Here is a 12,692-nt window from a genome sequence, read left to right as displayed (position 1 = left end):
GCCGGGCTGGAGGCACCCATTTTATCAATATCAGTCCTACTTGCGGCACATAAGACTGAGGTATTGGTTAATATCCCGGAGGGCGTTGTAACAGTCCTCGAAAACAGGAATCAGCTCCCGATAGAGTTCTACGTTTTCCTTGATCGGACTGGTGTAAAAATGATTATGGTGAAAATGGCGCGCCTCTGAAGGACCCGAGTAGATACCGAGGCCTATCCCCGCTGTAACCGCCACTCCGACACAGCCGATGATACTTTTAATGTCAGAACTAACAATTTCCATATCAAAAATATCAGATAAGAGCTGCTGCCATTGAGGCGTGGCCTGAGAACCGCTGAAATATAGGGAGGAAAAGGGCTCCAGCTCCTGAATGGAGTTATAGACAAGGGCCAGTTGGAAAGAGACCCCCTCTATGACGCTACGGAAAAGGTCGTCCTGAGTATGGTAGTTAGCCAAGCCGATAAAGCCGCCCTTAGCAAAGTTGTTCCACCAGGGCGTCCGCTCCCCTCGGAGGTGGGGCATAAAAAGCAGTCCGTTACTCCCGATAGGGACATGATTCATGCGGGCAAACAACTCCTGGCGCAGGTGGAGACGGGTGCTTTGACTGGCGGGATAAAACGCGTTTAAAAACCAGTCGATACTATATCCGGCGGAGAGCACGGTTCCGCCGTTCAAAAGCAATTCCGGATTCGTGTAAGTGCACTTGGTCAGAATCCTTTTTCGGTCTATTTGAACACTGTCTGTCACTTGAGAAAACCAAGCGGTGGAACTCACATAAACCAGCCCCTGGCTCTTTTGAGATAGGCCGGAGCCTACAGTGGGAGCGCGCCCGTCACCAAGTCCCTCTACCACCAACGTGTCCTGATCCAGTCCGCAGTCGGCAGAGGCAGCTTGAGTTACTTTACCCAGCACTGTCCCAGAGGGGACAACTTCAGGCAGTTTAGCGGCGTCAATTTCGAATGCGCTTAAAATCGTGTCGGACCACCGTCTCCTCAGCAGATCATACATAAGGGTGAAACCTGCGTCACTCTCGTCAGTGGCCAGAACACCGGTCAAGCGGTAGTTGATATAGTCCTTGCACTGGATAAACTTCCAGGTGTTTTGGTAAATATCAGGAAAGTGCTCCCTCAGCCACATAATTTTGGGCAGGGAGAACATATAGCTCAGACAAACACCGGTAATGGAGTGAATGATATCTGCACTGAGGAGAGATTGAATTCTGTTAATCTGATCCGTGTCCCGTTTGTCGTCCCATGTGATGTGGTCATACAGAGGTTGGCCATCCCGCCCCAGAGAAAGACAGCCCATCATCTGCCCTGAAACGCAGACAGCCTTCACGGAGCTGGCCGGGACATTTTCCAGCAACTTCCGGCAGTTTAGACAAAAGGCGTTCCACCAGGTGGAAGGCGGTTGGGTAGAACGATCATCCGGAACAACGTCCGGCGCATAATCTACCCTGTTAGTGCAGATCGTTTCGCCTTCTAAGGAAAAAAGTGCCGCCTTGCATGAGTAGATGCCGATATCCTGTGTAAGGATGTATTCTTTGCTGTCCATAGAAACGCCCTCTTTTTCAATATAGTAATGTGGCTATTATAAGTCTCTTTCCCCTGGAGCGCAAGAGAAAACTAACATTGAAGAATGTTGCGTCGGAAATTGTTTTAGTGAAATTGCATAAAAATCGGAGCGCATGTTTTCGTTTTTGACAAGAAAAAAAGATTTACTTTTATTTTTTTTATTATTATAATAATTGGTGTAATATGTGGAATGGCCATTCTGCAATTGCCCCTTGCTACTATACTCTGCAATCAATATAAACAGCCGCGCCCCCATATGAGTATAATTAAATATTGTCGGAAACGGTTCAAACGGGGGTACCCCCGTTTGCGTCCCGCAGGCCTGCGGGACGCGCCATTCAGCGGACAACGTCAAAACCTGAGGCTTATAGAGGGGAGACAGATTAAGGAGGTACATGGTGAGTATTTATGATGTCTTAAGCGATTTCGCGATTGCTTCATTGCTAATCCTGGTCGGACAGCTTTTTCGGGCCAAAATTAAGTTTTTTCAAGAATTTTTTATTCCGTCCAGCTTGATTGCAGGCTTGATTGCGTTGTTTCTCGGCGAGCAATTTTTGGATGTACTCCACTTTTCTTCCGGCGCCGGGTCCTATGCCGGTATGCTGATTATCATCGTGTTCACGGTGGTCGGCATTAATGGCTTTGAGATCAAAAAAGGCGAGGGCGCGGCAACGGTCAAGCGTGTTACCGGGTATAACTCTCTGCGCTTTCTTGCATATTTCCTTCAGTATACCCTGGGTATCGGGGTCTCTTTGCTGCTGATTAAGTTCGTCATGCCTGAACTGAATCCCGGTTTCGGTATCCTGCTGGCCTCCGGTTTCACCGGCGGGCACGGCACTGCCGCGGCAGTCGGCAAAACCTTTGCCGATCTCGGCTGGGCCGAAGCCGGCGACTTGGGAATGACCTTTGCCACAGTTGGCATCCTGTCCGGCGTTTTTGGCGGCCTGATCCTTATTAAGATCGCTACCAAGAAGGGCTGGACCGCCTATGTAAAGGATTTCAAGTTTATTGATAACGATCTGCGAACCGGCCTAGTTGCTAAGGACCATCAGCAGTCCATGGGGCGTGAAACCATCTCCTCCGTCGCACTGGACGGGCTGGGATTCCATGTAGCGTTGGTATTTATGGTCGCTGGTCTTGGGTATCTTTTGAACCAGAAAGTTCTGGCGGTATATGTAATCTCCGGTATCCCTGATTTTACGGTGTCCTACCTTTTGGGGCTGTTTTTCTTCCTGATTTTCCGAAAAACGCCGGTCTACGACTATGTGGATAAGAACATCAACTCCCGCGTCTCGGGCACCGCGACCGATTTTCTGGTGTTCTTTGGTGTAGCGTTGATCAATGTCAAGGTTATCATCGAGTATGCCTTGCCACTGATCGTACTGATTCTGGTTGGTCTCTTCTGCGTTGTGATCTGCATTATCCCCTTTGGAGCCCGTATGAACGACAAAAGCTGGTTTGAGCGCTCTATCTTCATCTACGGCTATTCCACTGGCGTGTTTGCTATCGGCTTTGTGCTGCTGCGTATCGTTGATCCCGAGAACCGGTCCTACACGGTAGAGGATACCGCAATGACGCCCTTCCTGAACTTCGTTGAGATATTCACTTGGTCAGCTGTTCCAATTGCGCTAGTGAATGGACAGGGATGGTTGGTCGTCGGAATCTGTGCGGCGGTATGCGTGGCTGCGGTGGCGATCAACCTTGTCGGAAAGATGTGGTATAAAGCCCCGCTGGCCGGACGCGGCGGCTATAATGAGCCATAATTTTCAGGTAAACCTTTTGGCAAAGCAGACAGAGGAAACTTAAGATTTTCCCCACCGCTTGCAAATAAATCCATCAGACTATAGAAAAGGAGACGTATTGTTATGAGTAATACTGGAAGAGTGGATTTTCTGTATCTGGATGAGCCCTCAATGATTAAGGCTGGTGTTAAGGATATGCACGCCTGCGTTGAGACTATGGTGGAGGTATATCAGCTCCTAGGTCAGGGCGACTACGTGATGGGCGGGAAGAATCACAACTCCCATGGTGTGAAAATCGTATTCCCCAAGACCTCTCCCTTCCCCAATATGCCGCTGGACGGCCCTGACCGCCGTTTCATGGCGATGGTGGCTTATTTGGGAGGCCGGTTCAACGTGGCCGGCGAGAAGTGGTATGGCTCCAACACTGCCAACAAGCAGCGGAACCTGCCCCGCTCCATCCTGATGGTGATGCTGAATGACGCTGACACCGGGGCCCCCATCGCCCTGGAGTCCGGCAACTTGGTCAGCAGTATGCGCACCGGTGCGATCCCGGGCGTGGGCGCCCGCTACTTGGCCCGCAAAGATTCCAAGGTCTGTGGCCTTATCGGCGCCGGCCCCATCAGTCAGAGCTGTTTCATGAGCATCATTGATTCTCTTCCCTCTCTGGAGGAGGTCAAGATTTACGACGTATTCCCCGAATACGCTGAGCGGATGGCCAAGTGGATCACCGAGACCTACCCCGGCATCAAGAAGGCCCACAGCGTCGGCTCGGTGGAGGAGTGTGTCAGGGGCTCCGATGTGGTGAACTCCGCCACCTCCGGCAAGAGCCTGCCTTACATCAAGGGCGACTGGATTAAAAAGGGCGCCTATGTTTCCCTACCCGCCGGTATCGAAATGGACATGGATTATGTTCTGCGGGATGACATCCTCCGCGTGGTAGATAACTGGGGCATGTATGAGGCATGGTCGGAGGAGTTGCCTTATCCTTGGCATGACTCCATTGAGCTGATTGGTGCCTACTATCTAGATTGGATCAAGGAAGGCAAGATGAAGGCCGATCAGTTCTACAATTTGGGTGCCATCATCAACGGGAACGTGCCAGGCCGTGTGAACGACGATCAGATCGTTCTGTTTGGTCAGGGCGGTCTGCCTGTCTACGACGTTGCCTGGGGCAAACAGATATATGATAATGCCGTTAAGATGGGTTTGGGTGTAAAACTGAACTTGTGGGAAGAGGCTGATATGCACTGATCACGGTAAGGCTCAATTGATAAAAACTTGGGTCTGCGTAAAGCAGACCCAAGTTTTTATTGTAGCTTTGGCACGGGATGGGCGAAAATCCCGGCTGGCTGCAGAGGGCCCTAATCTAATTTTATTGTAATAGAAAGGGGGATTCTTTTGAAGGGAGTTCTTTGTATTATTGCTGCGTCGCTGCTGTTCGGGATCAAGCCCAATGGTGACAGATATGTGGTGCTCAGCGGGGTAGCGCCGATGTGTGTTGTGTTTTATTCCCAACTCATCCTTACGGTGCTGGCCTTTTTGCTCACGCGAATCAGGCAGGAGTCCCTGAAGGTCAAGTGGAATGCGCTCTGTATCTGATGATCCTGGGAGCCGTTGGCATGGGCGTGACCTCCTTTCTGGTCAATAGTGCAACACAGCGTATCCCGGTGGGACTGACAATCATCCTGCACTTCCCCTACCCCACTATTGTTGCTGTTGTGATGATTCTTTTCTTTCACCAGAAATTCACGGTCTTTAAACACGTCGCCATTGTTTGCTCCAGCGGAGGTATGATGCTCATTACCAATATGGACGGAAACAGAGCAATTTCCGCGACAGGCATCTTATTAGCCCTTGCGTCCAGTCTGACCTACTCCTTTTATATGATTGCGAATGATAAGGGGAAGATAAATGAGTTGCCCCTACTGGTCAAACTGGCCTATTTCGGACTGGGAAGTTCGCTTCTCTTCGGGCTATCGTCGGCGTTTCAAGCGAGGTTCGTTTGCCGGGGACGGTCGAGGCGGGTATTATGCTGTTGATTGTCTGCGGTTTCAGTAATCTGGGTGCATTCTACTTCATCACCGCTGGCATCAAGCAGATTGGGGCGCCTACAGCGTCCTTTGTCAACATGCTGAAGCTAATTACAAGTGTAATTGTCAGCGTCATCGTCTATCACGATAATTTGAGCGTTAAAATCATCGCCGGTATGGCAATGATCCTTTCCGCTGTCCTGCTGGTGGCGATGGATGGACATAAGAGGTTGCCGGCGGAAAAATTCATCTGACTTATACATTCAAGAAATGGAGGAGCAATATGTACGAATACCGGATATCCAGGGAGGAAAAGGAGAAGTGGTGCAGTATTCCACTGGACCAACTGGAAGGCCACCCGGACAGTAAAATCAAACTGATTCTGCAGGACACCAGACCGCAAGTCGCAGAACTAGTAGGCAACATGATGGCGGATGAGCTTATTGCGAACAACGTTGCCGGAAAGATTACGAAGTGGGTCCTGCCCTCCGGACCGGAGGATCAGTATAAAACATTTATCAGGCGTGTCAATGAGGAGCGAATCAGCCTGAAAAATCTGTATGTGTTCCATATTGACGAGATTCTGGACTGGGAGTGCCGTCCTTATCCGAAGGAAAATAATCCCAAAAGTTGCGAGGGTCGGATGCTGGCCCGGTTCTATGGAAAAATCGACCCAGAGTTGAACGTGCCTGAAGTGCAGCGTATCTGGCCCAGAGTGGAGGATATGGACTACCCGGACCGTCTGTGCGAGGAACTAGGCGGTATTGATACCGCCTGGATTGGCGTGGGCTTTCACGGATTGGTGGGGGCCAACGAGTTTCCCGAAAACCCCTTCTATAATCTGACGCTGGAGCAGTATGCGAGTTCTAAGACCCGGATCACCGTAAAAAATTTGGACAGTATCATCTTGAAGAGCGTGCGGACCTACGGGGGCCTGTATGATGTGATTGACCCCTTTATGATTACGCTGGGCTTTAAAACCCTACTGACGGCAAGACGGTGTGTGGCGATGGTGGCCACCGGAAAGCTGAAACCTACGGTGATTCGTGTGGCTATGTTCAGTGAACCAACGCTGGAATATCCCATTACGCTGTTCCCCAAATATGTGCCGGAGGTTATTTTCTGCTGCGACAGAAAAAGCGCGGATCACCCACTGTCCTATGATGAGATTATTTTGTCCAATGAGAATATGGGGAGAGATTGATATGGCTGTGGATGTAATTGTGCTAAACAACCTGGGCGGCGGACAGTCTTGTCAGGTGGATCGGCTCCCCCGTCCCGGTGATACCATCAAGGGGTACAATTGGCAGCCTAGTATTGACGCGGGAAAGGGTCCCAACGCCTGTGTGGCCATGGCGCGCTTGGGTGTTCATCCGGCTTTTGTGGGTAAGGCCGGAAAGGACCCGGCGGGGGACCGAGGCGAAAAGTGGATGCGTGAAGCCGGGGTAGATACCAGCGGCCTGCTCCGGACGGATGAGGTCATGACGGGCCAGGGTATCCGTATCGTAGAAAAGGGTGGGAATAATCTGATTGTTTGCGGAGAATCCTCCAGCCGGGCATTGACGGTTCAGGAAGTGGAGCGGGAAATCGAGCGTCTCCAGCCTGCAAGTTATTTCTACGGAGGCTTTGAGATTCGGGAAGAGCTGGTGCTGGCCGGTCTGAGGAAAGCAAAGAATTGTGGGATGACCACAATTGTAAATCTCAGTCCGATTCCTTTGGAGCCGGTAGGGAAACTGGACTGCGCCGATTACCTTATCATCAACGAGACCGAGGCGGCAATTGTCTGCGGACTGTCCTCCTGGAAGGAACTTCCCATAAAGCGGCTGGCCCAACAGGCCAGAGATAAGTTGGGCTGCGGATGTGTTATCATTACCCTGGGGGAGAATGGCAGTATTGGTTTGCGGGGAGATCGCTTTTGGGAGGTCTCCCCAGTGAAAGTGGACTGTGTGGACACCTCCGGGGCGGGGGATGCATTCCTGTCCGCCGTAATCGTTAATCTGATCTGGGGCAAGGACATTGAAGATGCCTGCAAATGGGCAGGGGCGTATGCCTCCTACACCACCACGCGGGGGGGGACTTTGCTCTCATACCCAATGCTGGAGGAAGTACAGGGCTTTATATCTCAGCACATGAAATGAAAGAACTGCGAACATATGAAAGGATTGATTGAAGTCTTTGAGCATACCGACGAGGGCATCAGCGAGATTTATAACAACGGGAAGTGACTGATCAGTATTAAGAACTGGCGTGAGGCCAACTCTGTGGAAGAGATTTCCTGCCTGGAGATTCAATACATCACCGATCAGCAGTTTGCGCTAATCAGCGGCAAAGCCTGCCGGCTACTGGCACCGGAGGGTATGGACGATACCACCAAGATTCAGGTCCTGCCGCTGGAAGCGGGAATGATATATAATCTGCCAGTCAGAAGTTGATTTAACAATGTGCTATCCAAAAATTGTAAGTTTATGTATAGCGAAAGCTCCGATGCCGCGGACAACAGCGTATACCGCCCCATGAGCGTCCAACAAATAGAGCAGATGCGGAAAGAAGTCTGTTTTCGGTAAAATAAAAGTAGAGTGAAAAGTCACGAAAAGTTAAGCGAAGTGGATAGCAAAGAAAAAGAGCCATTGTCAGCACCTGAAAAAACAGCTACCTTTAGTTTGCCGAGGACTAAAAGAGGTAGCAGAAAGGTGATGAGAATGGCTCAACAACAGTATATCAAAGATCTATACGAAAATGAAGAGGTAAGTTTGCGGGAAATTGCCCGGCGGACGGGGCTGAGTTTCCAGATCGTCCAGAAATATTCCTACAAGGAAAATTGGAATGAGGAAGAACTGCCCAATCTGGAAGCGGAAAACTATCCGGCTCTTCAGGCGTATATTCCAGTGATAGACGAGTGGATGGAGGCGGATCGAAAGATCCCACGGAAACAGCCGCATACAGCGACGCGGATCTATGCCAGGCTGCGGGATGAAAAGGGGTACCCCAGGCAGCTGCTCCAGCGTGAAACGGTATGTAGGGAAGAAGCTGGTGATGAAGCTGGCGGTAGAGAGATACCTGCCTTTGCCACATCCGGCCAGGAATGGGCAGGTAGACTTTGGAGAGAGCATTTACTACGATGGCAAAGGCCAGAAACAAAAAGACTACGCGCTGACGGTGTCGTTTTCCCGGTCAAACAGGGGTTACACACAGTTTTTCCCATCTCAGAACTAGGAATATCTTCTGACAGGATTGCAGAGGATCTTTGAACACATTGGCGCAGTGCCGCCCCGCCTGAAGTTCGACAACCTGTTCACGGCGGTGACCCAGGTGCTGGAGGGGACCGGGCGTGTGCTGACCGATGGATTCCGCCGGTTCATGTTACACTACCGGTTCCAAGCGGACTTCTGCAACTCGACTTCTGGAAATGAGAAAGGGAATGTAGAGAACAAGGTGGGGTACAGCCGTAGGAACGAGTTTGTTCCCGTTCCTACAATAACCTTGTTTGAAGAATTTAACCAGTGGCTGTGGGAGTGGTGCGAGAAGGATGCCCAGCGGCTCCACTACAAATATAAGCTGCCTATTCAAGAGTTATGGGTAGCGGACGAAAACAGCTTGCTGAAACTGCCGGAGCATCTGTTCTCTATCTTCCAGTATGAAGCGGTGAGCGTAAACAAATACGGATTTGCGGTGATTGATACCAACCGCTATGGGCTGCCTCCGGTCTTGGCGGGAAGAATCGTCCAGACAAAGCTTTTCTTTGGCCACATCGAGTTTTACCACGACCACCAGCCGGTGGGCAATTACTCTAGAAGTTACGGAAAAGAGAAAGAAATCTATGACTGGAAACAGTACATTGGCACCTTGCTGAAAAAGCCAGGCGCGGTGGAGCATACCCGTTTCTTCCAACAAATCCCCAAGTTATGGCGGGACCTGCTGGCCCAATTCAGAGGTCGGGAGCGAAAAGACGCGCTGCGGCTGTTAGATGAAATTGTGAGAGACGGGAACGCGGAGTTTTGTGAGGACGCGATCTCATTGGCCGCTAAAACGGTAGGACTGACCCGGACAGCATCCGGCAGTGTTATTACATGCTCTCCAGGCGCTAATTCAGGCCGGAACCATTGCCATTGAAATTCCGAACACCGAGCCGGCTTTGCGCTATAACCCAAACCTCACCGCCTACGATGGCCTGACGGGGGATATGGGTCATGACTGAGCAGATTGAGCAGTATATGCGGACATTGAAACTGGGCGGTTTGGCGAAGGAGTGGCGGAGCATCTCCTACTATGGTGATCCGGAGCAGTATGTGAAAGAACTGCTGGAACTGCGGGAACGGGAAACGAACCGGATCAACCGGATGGTAAAGACCGCCGGCTTCCAGGTCATTAAGACACTGGAGGATTTTGTCTGGAACCGGAACATTAAACAGCGGATTGACCCAGGAATACATGGTGGGACTGGATTTTCTGAAAAGCAAAGAGAACCTGATTTTTCTGGGTTCCGTGGGGACAGGTAAGACCCACCTGGCCACAGCCATTGCCCTAACGGCCTGCCAGCAGGACAGCCATGTGCGGTTCTTCACCGCCGACTCTCTGGCAAACCTTCTACTGGAGCGAAATAATAAAGGAACGCTCAATGCGTTTCTCGGGATTCTGCGGAAAGCAAAACTAAAATGGGCATATAAAGGTTCGCACTGGAGCATGAAATAGTTCCTTTTGCACCTGCCCACACTCAAGCCTTACAGGTGTTTCTTGCGCATAACTTTTTTCTTGACAAAAACAGAAAGAACTCGGCTGTATGGAGTGATAAAAATGAATTTTGAAGAGAGTCTGAGAAAAATTATTTATCGGGAGGGATGGAAATGAAAAAGCTGAAACTTTCTTTTGGTGGAAAGGTGTTTTATGCCGACATGGAAATAGACAAGGCACCCAAGACTTGCGCCGCCATCGAGGCGGCCTGTCCATTTCAGTCTATTTGGCTGTCAGCAAAGGTCTGTGATAACGAGGCAGTATTCCGTGCGCCGCCGTCCTGTTTCGCAGATGAATTGGAAAATCCTGTGTTCAGCACTCCGGGAGATATCATTTTTTGGGGGATTAGGCAGGTCATATGCCTGTTCTATGACGATATGATTGCGCTGAATACCGGTAACCGTTTTGCTAAAATGTGTCCAGAGGAGACAAAACGCTTTGCCGTGGAGGGGCGAAAAATGTGGGCTCAGCCAGGCAGTATTGTAACTGTGGAGGTTGTGGAGGCGGACGATGAGGGGGTGTCTGCACATGGATAAGATGCTGCTGACAGAGATGAAAATCCGTTGTGAAACTGCTCATATGGAGCAGCCTTTAGATATCCGGCGTATACTAGCCCACAACAAGGAGATTGGCCGCAACTTTACTGCGGTGATCTTTGCTATGGGGGATACCAACAACGTTACCTATTTTCTCAATACAATGCAGGCCATAGCGAAGAGTGGACAAGGTGACTTGGACACACTGAAGGACCTGGCGGTGGAGCAGTTGTGCTTTTACGGCTATCGCTATTTGAATTACTATGCCATGAATGACATGCACACAATCTTTTTGAGATTCGCATTTGCCGCCAAGGATGCGGAGACCTTGGAGGAGCTGGCTGAATATCTGCGGGTTTTACAGATTTATACCGGACAGATGTCCTATTGGATCGACTTAGCATTTCCCTGGAGCCCGGTTACGGAAAAGTATAACGCAATGATGGCATAGCGGTAGCCGTCTGGGCGGGAAGCACAGGGCGACTGGAAATCAAACAAATTATGGACTCCCCCGCTACTGGATGCTAGACTATGGATAGTATCATGCGGGCAGATAATATCCGTCCCTGCAAAACGAAGGTTTCTCATTATTTTGTATTGAGAATTGTCATTTTATAGTTCCATAAACAAATAGTGACACTTGGTGTGTGATTTATATTCAAGGCAAGGGTGCGAAAAATGTTGCCATTCAAAACGACACTTTGACAAACCACTCTGGGAACAGTCAAACACTTCAATTTGTGGACGTGTTAGGAGACATTAACCAGGTAGGAACGGTTCAAAACCTGAGCATTACCGGGAACGAAGTGGTGGCCGAGAACACAAAGCCCACAGATTTCCTGGCCGGACGCGGCTTTTACTGCCGCAGGAAACGGGCAGGCTGTTATTACCTTGCTGGATGATGTGACCACCACGGAAACAATTCCCCAAAAGGTGGCCATCGACCTGAACGGCCACGCTGGATTATGGCTCCGGCAGCAATGATTGCATCTGGCGGCTCCTCCGGCTCCAGCTCCTCCGGCAGCGCGGGGGTCAGTGGCGGCACCGTGTCCGCCTCCCAGATGAACAATGCCGTGGACCGGGCCGACCAGGGCGAGGCTATCTCCATTGACGCAGGTACCAGGGCCTCCACATCCCTCCTCGCAGCTGGCCTGGAGAGCGCCGCCGGCAACGACAACAGCCTGACCGTATCGCTGCGGTACGGCGAAGTCACCCTGTCCCCCGGAGGCTCTGGCCGCCGTGGCGGGCCAGGCTGGGGCAATGTCACCAGCGCTATGGAGCCGGTGGACGTTGGCGACCCTGAACAGCCGCCAGCAGGAGGCCGTGGGCGACGCCCCAGTGTTCGACCTGACTATCGCAGGTTTATCACCGACTTTGAGGAAGTCGTCACTACTGTGTCCCTGCCCTACGACCTGCCCGTGGATCAGGACCCCGTCGGTGTGGTGGTCTGGTTCCTGGACGATGACGGCAACATCACCCACTGCGAAACCATGTACGACACCCGCACCGGGAGAGTGATCTTTACCATCCGGCACTTCTCCAAGTATGCCATCGGCTATAAAACGCCCCGGCCCTTCACGGATATGGACGAGGATACCTTCTATGCCGACGCCGTGGAGTGGGCTGCCGAGAACAACATCACCGCCGGTACCTCTGCCACCACCTTCGGTCCCAACGCCGTCTGCACCCGGGGCCAGATCGTGACCTTTATGTTCCGGGATATGGCGGCATGGAGCAAATACAGTATCTCTACTTGACATGAACGAGGAACATCCAGTGGTCGATGCAATCGAATAACATTCGCCTGTGTTGATATAGTTCCAGAATGTTGCAAAGGTCTTACTTTCACTATTATATGTTTATGCGATATCATCTTCTTGATTTCTGCCGCGCGGTTTTCCATGAATATCTCGCTTTCGGGTTTCCAACAAATCTTCCAACAGCTCCCCTAAAACACATTGAACCAGCTTAATATGGGAAAACACAAGTCGGGAAGTACCCGACCAGCAATCCATTGCGGCGCAGGCACTTCCCCGTATGATGAGGTATGAATGGGTACGTCTCAAGAGCGCCGAAGGTTTT

Annotated in this window: 17 protein-coding genes; 16 read left to right on the top strand and 1 reads right to left on the bottom strand. The window is 51.0% G+C overall.

What is annotated here, in order from left to right:
- Positions 1 to 36: 36 nt before the first annotated feature.
- The gene (locus MCG44_RS13945) at positions 37 to 1,554 is read right to left on the bottom strand and encodes a xylulokinase (protein WP_240288826.1); all 1,518 of its coding nucleotides are present in this window, start codon (positions 1,552 to 1,554) and stop codon (positions 37 to 39) included.
- Between the two features lie 418 nt (positions 1,555 to 1,972).
- Here MCG44_RS13945 and MCG44_RS13940 point away from each other — a divergent pair, with 418 nt between their 5' ends.
- The 16 genes from MCG44_RS13940 (at position 1,973) to MCG44_RS13865 (ending at position 12,367) form a co-directional block, all read left to right on the top strand.
- Positions 1,973 to 3,337 (top strand): sodium/glutamate symporter, encoded by a 1,365-nt coding sequence (locus MCG44_RS13940; protein WP_240288825.1) that lies wholly within the window; start codon positions 1,973 to 1,975, stop codon positions 3,335 to 3,337.
- Positions 3,338 to 3,439: 102 nt separating this feature from the next.
- Positions 3,440 to 4,567: a tyramine oxidase subunit B gene (locus MCG44_RS13935; protein ID WP_240288824.1), complete on the top strand. Its 1,128-nt coding sequence runs from the start codon at positions 3,440 to 3,442 to the stop codon at positions 4,565 to 4,567.
- A 147-nt stretch (positions 4,568 to 4,714) separates the two neighbouring features.
- Complete coding sequence (locus tag MCG44_RS13930; RefSeq protein ID WP_240288823.1) at positions 4,715 to 4,915, top strand: hypothetical protein; 201 nt, start codon at positions 4,715 to 4,717, stop codon at positions 4,913 to 4,915.
- A gap of 20 nt (positions 4,916 to 4,935) precedes the next feature.
- Positions 4,936 to 5,355, top strand: coding sequence for a hypothetical protein (locus MCG44_RS13925; protein WP_240288822.1), 420 nt, complete (start codon positions 4,936 to 4,938; stop codon positions 5,353 to 5,355).
- Positions 5,346 to 5,600 carry an EamA family transporter gene (locus tag MCG44_RS13920; protein ID WP_240288821.1) on the top strand — a complete coding sequence of 85 codons (255 nt, stop codon included), beginning with the start codon at positions 5,346 to 5,348 and terminating at the stop codon, positions 5,598 to 5,600. Before MCG44_RS13925 ends, MCG44_RS13920 begins: the two co-directional genes overlap by 10 nt.
- 29 nt (positions 5,601 to 5,629) lie before the next feature.
- Complete coding sequence (locus MCG44_RS13915; protein WP_240288820.1) at positions 5,630 to 6,550, top strand: glucosamine-6-phosphate isomerase; 921 nt, start codon at positions 5,630 to 5,632, stop codon at positions 6,548 to 6,550.
- A gap of 1 nt (position 6,551) precedes the next feature.
- On the top strand, positions 6,552 to 7,484 hold the full coding sequence (locus tag MCG44_RS13910; protein WP_240288819.1) for a ribokinase: 933 nt from the start codon (positions 6,552 to 6,554) through the stop codon (positions 7,482 to 7,484).
- Between the two features lie 123 nt (positions 7,485 to 7,607).
- Positions 7,608 to 7,778, top strand: coding sequence for a hypothetical protein (locus MCG44_RS13905; protein ID WP_240288818.1), 171 nt, complete (start codon positions 7,608 to 7,610; stop codon positions 7,776 to 7,778).
- Positions 7,779 to 7,922: 144 nt separating this feature from the next.
- Positions 7,923 to 8,594 carry a hypothetical protein gene (locus MCG44_RS13900; protein WP_240288817.1) on the top strand — a complete coding sequence of 224 codons (672 nt, stop codon included), beginning with the start codon at positions 7,923 to 7,925 and terminating at the stop codon, positions 8,592 to 8,594.
- Positions 8,578 to 9,456: a Mu transposase domain-containing protein gene (locus MCG44_RS13895; RefSeq protein ID WP_240288816.1), complete on the top strand. Its 879-nt coding sequence runs from the start codon at positions 8,578 to 8,580 to the stop codon at positions 9,454 to 9,456. Before MCG44_RS13900 ends, MCG44_RS13895 begins: the two co-directional genes overlap by 17 nt.
- 77 nt (positions 9,457 to 9,533) lie before the next feature.
- Entirely contained in the window at positions 9,534 to 9,842 is a 309-nt protein-coding gene (locus MCG44_RS13890) for an ATP-binding protein (RefSeq protein ID WP_240288815.1), read from the top strand.
- Positions 9,775 to 10,035 carry an ATP-binding protein gene (locus MCG44_RS15195; RefSeq protein ID WP_412531148.1) on the top strand — a complete coding sequence of 87 codons (261 nt, stop codon included), beginning with the start codon at positions 9,775 to 9,777 and terminating at the stop codon, positions 10,033 to 10,035. The genes MCG44_RS13890 and MCG44_RS15195 overlap by 68 nt, the downstream gene beginning before the upstream one ends.
- A 152-nt stretch (positions 10,036 to 10,187) precedes the next feature.
- Positions 10,188 to 10,610 (top strand): hypothetical protein, encoded by a 423-nt coding sequence (locus MCG44_RS13880; RefSeq protein WP_240288814.1) that lies wholly within the window; start codon positions 10,188 to 10,190, stop codon positions 10,608 to 10,610.
- Positions 10,603 to 11,061 (top strand): hypothetical protein, encoded by a 459-nt coding sequence (locus tag MCG44_RS13875; protein WP_240288813.1) that lies wholly within the window; start codon positions 10,603 to 10,605, stop codon positions 11,059 to 11,061. The genes MCG44_RS13880 and MCG44_RS13875 overlap by 8 nt, the downstream gene beginning before the upstream one ends.
- Positions 11,062 to 11,257: 196 nt before the next feature.
- The gene (locus tag MCG44_RS13870) at positions 11,258 to 11,512 is read left to right on the top strand and encodes a hypothetical protein (protein WP_240288812.1); all 255 of its coding nucleotides are present in this window, start codon (positions 11,258 to 11,260) and stop codon (positions 11,510 to 11,512) included.
- Between the two features lie 63 nt (positions 11,513 to 11,575).
- Positions 11,576 to 12,367, top strand: a complete 792-nt coding sequence (locus MCG44_RS13865) for an S-layer homology domain-containing protein (RefSeq protein ID WP_240288810.1) — start codon at positions 11,576 to 11,578, stop codon at positions 12,365 to 12,367.
- Positions 12,368 to 12,692: the final 325 nt, after the last annotated feature.

The organism is Lawsonibacter sp. OA9 (genome assembly GCF_022440585.1).
This window is presented reverse-complemented; position numbering and strand designations above follow the sequence as displayed.

Coding starts and splice junctions, on each gene's coding strand:
- MCG44_RS15195 (WP_412531148.1), top strand. CDS start 9,775: ATGGTGGGACTGGATTTTCTGAAAAGCAAAGAGAACCTGATTTTTCTG.
- MCG44_RS13875 (WP_240288813.1), top strand. CDS start 10,603: ATGGATAAGATGCTGCTGACAGAGATGAAAATCCGTTGTGAAACTGCT.
- MCG44_RS13910 (WP_240288819.1), top strand. CDS start 6,552: ATGGCTGTGGATGTAATTGTGCTAAACAACCTGGGCGGCGGACAGTCT.
- MCG44_RS13890 (WP_240288815.1), top strand. CDS start 9,534: ATGACTGAGCAGATTGAGCAGTATATGCGGACATTGAAACTGGGCGGT.
- MCG44_RS13880 (WP_240288814.1), top strand. CDS start 10,188: ATGAAAAAGCTGAAACTTTCTTTTGGTGGAAAGGTGTTTTATGCCGAC.
- MCG44_RS13925 (WP_240288822.1), top strand. CDS start 4,936: ATGGGCGTGACCTCCTTTCTGGTCAATAGTGCAACACAGCGTATCCCG.
- MCG44_RS13865 (WP_240288810.1), top strand. CDS start 11,576: ATGGCTCCGGCAGCAATGATTGCATCTGGCGGCTCCTCCGGCTCCAGC.
- MCG44_RS13935 (WP_240288824.1), top strand. CDS start 3,440: ATGAGTAATACTGGAAGAGTGGATTTTCTGTATCTGGATGAGCCCTCA.
- MCG44_RS13945 (WP_240288826.1), bottom strand. CDS start 1,554: ATGGACAGCAAAGAATACATCCTTACACAGGATATCGGCATCTACTCA.
- MCG44_RS13915 (WP_240288820.1), top strand. CDS start 5,630: ATGTACGAATACCGGATATCCAGGGAGGAAAAGGAGAAGTGGTGCAGT.
- MCG44_RS13920 (WP_240288821.1), top strand. CDS start 5,346: ATGCTGTTGATTGTCTGCGGTTTCAGTAATCTGGGTGCATTCTACTTC.